6 protein-coding genes are annotated in these 5,036 nt (G+C 56.5%); all 6 read left to right on the top strand.

What is annotated here, in order from left to right; all coding sequences use genetic code 11:
- Positions 1-197: 197 nt before the first annotated feature.
- A complete protein-coding gene (locus tag IRZ31_RS20120) occupies positions 198-500 on the top strand; it encodes a hypothetical protein (RefSeq protein ID WP_297157165.1) in 303 nt (100 codons plus the stop codon).
- 669 nt (positions 501-1,169) lie between these two features.
- Entirely contained in the window at positions 1,170-1,835 is a 666-nt protein-coding gene (locus IRZ31_RS20115) for a redoxin domain-containing protein (RefSeq protein ID WP_297157162.1), read from the top strand.
- A 12-nt stretch (positions 1,836-1,847) separates the two neighbouring features.
- A complete protein-coding gene (locus tag IRZ31_RS20110; RefSeq protein ID WP_297157159.1) occupies positions 1,848-2,162 on the top strand; it encodes a hypothetical protein in 315 nt (104 codons plus the stop codon).
- Positions 2,163-2,193: 31 nt separating this feature from the next.
- Entirely contained in the window at positions 2,194-2,961 is a 768-nt protein-coding gene (locus tag IRZ31_RS20105) for an ABC transporter ATP-binding protein (protein WP_297157156.1), read from the top strand.
- 134 nt (positions 2,962-3,095) lie between these two features.
- Positions 3,096-4,760, top strand: a complete 1,665-nt coding sequence (locus IRZ31_RS20100; RefSeq protein ID WP_297157153.1) for a hypothetical protein — start codon at positions 3,096-3,098, stop codon at positions 4,758-4,760.
- Positions 4,761-4,797: 37 nt separating this feature from the next.
- Positions 4,798-5,036, top strand: a 239-nt coding sequence (locus IRZ31_RS20095; protein WP_297157150.1) for a MauE/DoxX family redox-associated membrane protein, incomplete at its 3' end; no start/stop codon positions are given.

Genomic DNA, 5,036 nt, shown 5'->3' with positions numbered 1-5,036 from the left:
CGAGGCTCTGTCTCGCGATCGCCGGCAGCGGATGTCAGCATGCCCAAAGTGGGCAAGCCCCTCATTCGGATCATTGAGGAATATGCTGGCTTTAAGAAGCCACAATCTAGCTGCGACTCAGACCTTTGGAATTCTTGATAAGCCCGACATAATTTTCGAGATGGATATACATATCCTTAATTGGAAGGAGGATTACCATGAAAAAGGAGCACCTGCCCTCTCTCTTTGAAAACCCCCTTGTCAGCAACTTGATTGCTCCTATTGGAGGGCGTGCTGCTGTCCGCAAGTTGCTCTTTGGCAGCGGGGTAGCAGCCTTGACACTGCTTGGAGAAGCGCCTGGAGTCAGCGCTGCCTCTCTTGGCTACCAGGGCGTTGGCCAGGTCCGTCTACTCCAATTAACAGGCAAGGCATTGGCCAAGGAGTTAGCACACCTGGAAGCTCTCCCCGAGTTTCATCGTGCAGCTAGCCTGCTCAAGGTCCGGGGCTTCAGCCAGAACTAGCGCGCTGTTGAGGGGTTGCAAGTTTTTATTCAGACTGGGCACACGTGGACAGCCAGTACCTCATTAACACTGCGCTACCATAACAGCCTGGCAACTGCCACGCTTTTCTCCTATGCGGGAGGCGACCATGCCTCCTTCGGCATCATTCTCCCCCAGCAGGACCAGCAGGCAGTATGGGACGTATATGAGGTGCACGGCAGCCATCTCGATCTGGTAGGAACTGTAGAGAATCAAGGAGATGTCGTTACCATTCAGCAGCCAGGGCACGCAGCACTGACACTGCACAAGGCAGACCTCGCCTCCCTCAGTGGTCTCCAGCCCTTGACGACGGCTAAACCAGAAAGCATCTGTCCTTGCCAAGCTATTTGTAGCGAGGTCGTCGCAGCTGGCTGCGGCATCTTGGGGGCTTTCATAGAGTGTAGCGCGATCTGCCTCGGGCCAGAGGACGTGGTCTGTCTAGCTATCTGTGCTGCAGCAGTGGCAGTCATTTGTGCCTATGGCAACATCAACTGTAACAATTTCTGCGCCAGCTACTGTTGAAAGGAGACTCCTTACAAATTAGCTCCATTGGAATGTCTGTACTCTGTTACACCTGATGAACTTATACTGTGGGGGAAGTAAGAGTACCGATTCAGCTCGTGTTAGGCTTTCTCTTCCCCCACAGCGCAGGTGGAAAACGGCTATAAGGGAGAGCTTATGGAGACCCTACTACTTATCTCTGCCCTGTTCTCATGGTGCCTCATTCTTTGCCTGGCAGCCGCTATTCTTCTGCTGGGAAGAACACAAGTTGCACTGGCTCGCCAGTTAGAAGAGCTGGAAATTACCGCCTCTTCCAATTCCCCCCTTCGAGGGAAGCCAGCTCCTCCATTCCACCTCAGCACCTTGGATGGCAGGCAAGAGCTGGACCTGGATGGATTCCAAGGGCGGGTAGTGCTTGTCTTCTTTCTTTCACCAAGCTGTGTCCACTGTCAACGCTTTCTGAAAATGATGTCGACTTTACTACCTCAGCTGTACGTTCAGCAGATAGCGGTCATCGGTATTAGCGATGGTGACCCTGCCTCGATGCTCCATCTGGTAGGAGAACTGGAGGTGGGTTTTCCGATTCTCCAGGAAGAGCAGTGGCAGGTCAGCCGCCGCTACGGTGTCTTGGGGAGGCCCTGGGGCATTGCCATTGATGCTGCAGGCATTGTGCGTGGAAACGGGCCGGTCAGTTCTCAGGAGCAGATTACAGGCCTGATCCAGACAGTGGTACCAGACTGGAAAATGCCTCCTACTTCTGCTAAACTGAGGCAGATTTCGGGTTCCACAGGTCTCGTCAGAGAAGCGGCAAAGTAGGTGGAGTATCTGATGCAATGGCGTAATCGTTTACTCCAGGTAGCAATCATTCTCTTCGTGTTGCTCCTGATGAATCTCATCATACAGTACTCGTCGGCTCAGGGGAACTTAAAAGAGGTTGTTAGCGCTCTTTCCTGGGCATTGCCCATCCTCCTGCTGGCCCTGGGCTTAGCTGCACTCTGGCTGGCTTATACCAGGCGTCAGGCTCCCCAGGTTCGCATTCAGCGTAGCGGCTTCTCAGGCAACACCGGCTTATTCCTGCTCGGTCTCATTGTTATTATCCTGGCTCTCGTGTTTTTGCTCCAGAGTATCTTGTCCTCTTTATGATGGGCCAGGAGAAGAAAGGAGTGAGGCATAAATGAAGAAGCAGGAATCACCTGTGCTGGTAGTGGAGAGGGTCAGCCGCTCCTATGGGAGTCTGCGAGCATTGGATGCTGTCAGTTTTACTCTCTATCCAGGGGAGCTGGTGGCCCTGCTGGGAGAGAACGGCGCTGGCAAAACAACCACCCTGCGATTGATCGCCGGTTTGCTCTCGCCTGATGCTGGCCTGATTCAAGGGCTGGGTGGGCATATCAGCTGGGGCTCCTCCGAGATGAAACAGCTCGTAGGCTATCTGGCAGAGGAACCCTTTCTATACGAGACCCTCTCGGGCTTCGAGTTTCTTGAGCTGGTAGGAGCCTTGCACCGCCTGCCGCGCTCCATCTGCCGGCAGCGTGCAGAGGCGTTGCTCGCTCGCTTAAACCTGCGCGAGGTGGCTCAGCAGCGCATTCAGAGCTACTCCCAGGGTATGCGACGCCGCCTGGCTCTCTGCAGTGTATTGCTACACTATCCTCGTCTTCTTCTGCTGGACGAGCCGCTTAATGGCCTCGATCCGGCCAGCGTCCGTGAAGTGAAGCGCCTTTTGAGCGAACTCTGCGCTGAGGGGAGCGCCGTTCTCGTCTCGACTCATCTGCTTGATGTCGCCGAGCGCCTTTGCTCGCGCGCCATTATCCTTTCTCGTGGTCGTGTGATTGCTGATGGGGCCCTTGATGAGCTACGCCGTCAGGCCAGTCAGGGAGCCGAGGCCTCGCTAGAAGCTGTGTTCTTTGCCTTAACGGCTGCTGATGGCGAGGCAGGATCGCTGTGACCATAATGTCCGGTTTGTTTTGGTTTGCAAAGGGTTAGTGATATACCAAGGATCGCAGGAGGTCTCCATTGCCTGCTGATCGCCTCATCGGGAGGAGAGCTAATCAGCTTGGAACCATGTCTCAGGGAGTGAGAATGCTCTATTTCTACGGTAGAATGGGCTTGCGCCGCCAGAGAGAACATGGCATCCATAGCTTCACTGTAAGTGTTCTGATGCTGGTCCTCCTGGCCCTGTGCTGGCTGTTGGGCCATGCACTCGCTCTCTCGCCGACGATAGCGAGCCGACTGCTGCCATCACTCCTGCCAGGTGGCCTGACCGGGCTGTGGCTGTTGTCTTTCGGTTGGCAGATTGTCCAGGCTCCAGCTGCCCTCTGGGATCTGCCCGATCTGGAATGGTGGTTGACTGCTCCCGTGCCCTTGGTATTCGTGTTGATTCGGGCGAGCTTGCGCCTGCTCGCTACGCTACGTAGTATAGGGATCATCCTCCTGGCCCTGGCGATGCTAGCTCTGGCTGCCCTCCACCTCTCACCGCTCCTGATCCCCCTGCTCGGCTTGTTGTTCCTCTACGGGGCGCTCTCTTCAACGCTGCTGGCCCTTTTGCTAACCTTATGGCTGGCCAGCTACTTTGGCAAGCATCGCCTGCGGCAACTCATCATTTTTTTGGCTGCCAGCTCTTGCTGCCTGCCACTCGGGCTCCTGCTCATCCCTCTGTTACCCACGGGTGGTGAGAACCTGAGAGCGCTGCTGCTCTCGACTGGCGTCCTGTGGCCCGGCACTATCCTGACAGATCTGATCCTGGCTCCTATTGGGAGCGCAACCGATCGTTCACCTGCTCCTCTGCCACTATCAACCTCGCTTGCGATACTGGCGGTCATGCTCGGGTGCCTGCTGCTGCTTGGAGGGGCTTGCGTGCTGGTGGGCAAGCGCGGCTATCTTGCTGGCTGGGAGGGCAGCCTGATCGCTCCTGAGCGTGAGACCCAGCATCGGTCAGTACGCCGCAGTAGTCTGCGTGGCGGAGTCCTGTGGGAACTGGCCTGGCATGTGCGTCTGGGGCCTCCCGCCGTCTCTGCTTTGATCGGCTTTTGCTGGCAAGACACCCTCTACGACTGGCGTCGCCTCCCCAGCATCGTGATTTCTGCTTTTCTCCTGCTTGCAGCCTGCTGGCACATCACTCTAAGTGGCCCCCTGGCGCTCCCTCTGATGTTAGCTTTGATCCTCAGCTTTGATGCGCTGGTAGCGCGCACAGTGGGGCTGCCTGCCCTCCGACGCCTCTTGCAGGCTCAGCCGTTGCTACAAACGACTCCGACAACAGCCGCCATTTTGCTGTGGTCTTGCACTCTGGCTGTCGGGCTGCCAATGCTGCTGGTGAATGACCTGCTCTTTGCGCTAACTCTGGCACTGATGCCTCTCACTCCGACACTGGCCGCTCTCTTCTGGCTCTGCCTGACTGGCGGTGGCATCGGTTTTAGTGTGCTCTCGGTCACTGCCGGCTGTGTGACGATGAACACTGCGAGCGTCCGAGGAAGCCAGCGGGCCAGCGCCGTCATTTTCCTGATGGGCGGCCTGGGTCTGGCACTGAGCACCTTGCTCCCGCTCAGCGCAGCGGCACTGCTGGACCTTGATCTAGCTACACGCCACCTGGTACTTACATTGCTGCAGTCCATGCTCCACCTCTCTTTGTCTCTCTGGCTCCAGAGGCTGCTTTTTTGGGGGCTGCCCTCTGCTACTATTGCTCTTCTTGTCTCTCTAACCCTACGCAGTGCCAAGAGGGTGCATGAGTTTCTCGGCCCGGTTCCTTGAGATCTGGGCCTTCTCATACGGAGAAAGGAGATACGGTATGCCAGTTATCGTCTTCATCGCTATGCGCTTTGGGCTGGCCGCTCTGTTTCTCTACGCCGGCTTGCAAAAGCTACGTATACAGGAGCGCTTCTCCGCTACCATTGTGGCCTTTCAGCTTGTGCCGAAGTCTTTCGCTCGCCAGTTGGCGCGACTGTTGCCAGCAGTCGAGATAGGCTGCGCCCTGGCTTTGCTGCTCGGAATAGCAGCCCGCTGGATGGCTTCCGCTTTGCTTATCTT

This window comes from Thermogemmatispora sp. (assembly GCF_019683635.1).
Lineage (GTDB): Bacteria > Chloroflexota > Ktedonobacteria > Ktedonobacterales > Ktedonobacteraceae > Thermogemmatispora.
The sequence above is the reverse complement of the archived record's forward strand: the minus strand, read 5'-3'. Positions and strand labels throughout refer to the sequence as shown.

Excerpts from the sequence above, each read along its gene's own strand:
- IRZ31_RS20105 (WP_297157156.1), top strand. The coding sequence starts at position 2,194 with ATGAAGAAGCAGGAATCACCTGTGCTGGTAGTGGAGAGGGTCAGCCGC.
- IRZ31_RS20110 (WP_297157159.1), top strand. The coding sequence starts at position 1,848 with ATGCAATGGCGTAATCGTTTACTCCAGGTAGCAATCATTCTCTTCGTG.
- IRZ31_RS20120 (WP_297157165.1), top strand. The coding sequence starts at position 198 with ATGAAAAAGGAGCACCTGCCCTCTCTCTTTGAAAACCCCCTTGTCAGC.
- IRZ31_RS20100 (WP_297157153.1), top strand. The coding sequence starts at position 3,096 with ATGCTCTATTTCTACGGTAGAATGGGCTTGCGCCGCCAGAGAGAACAT.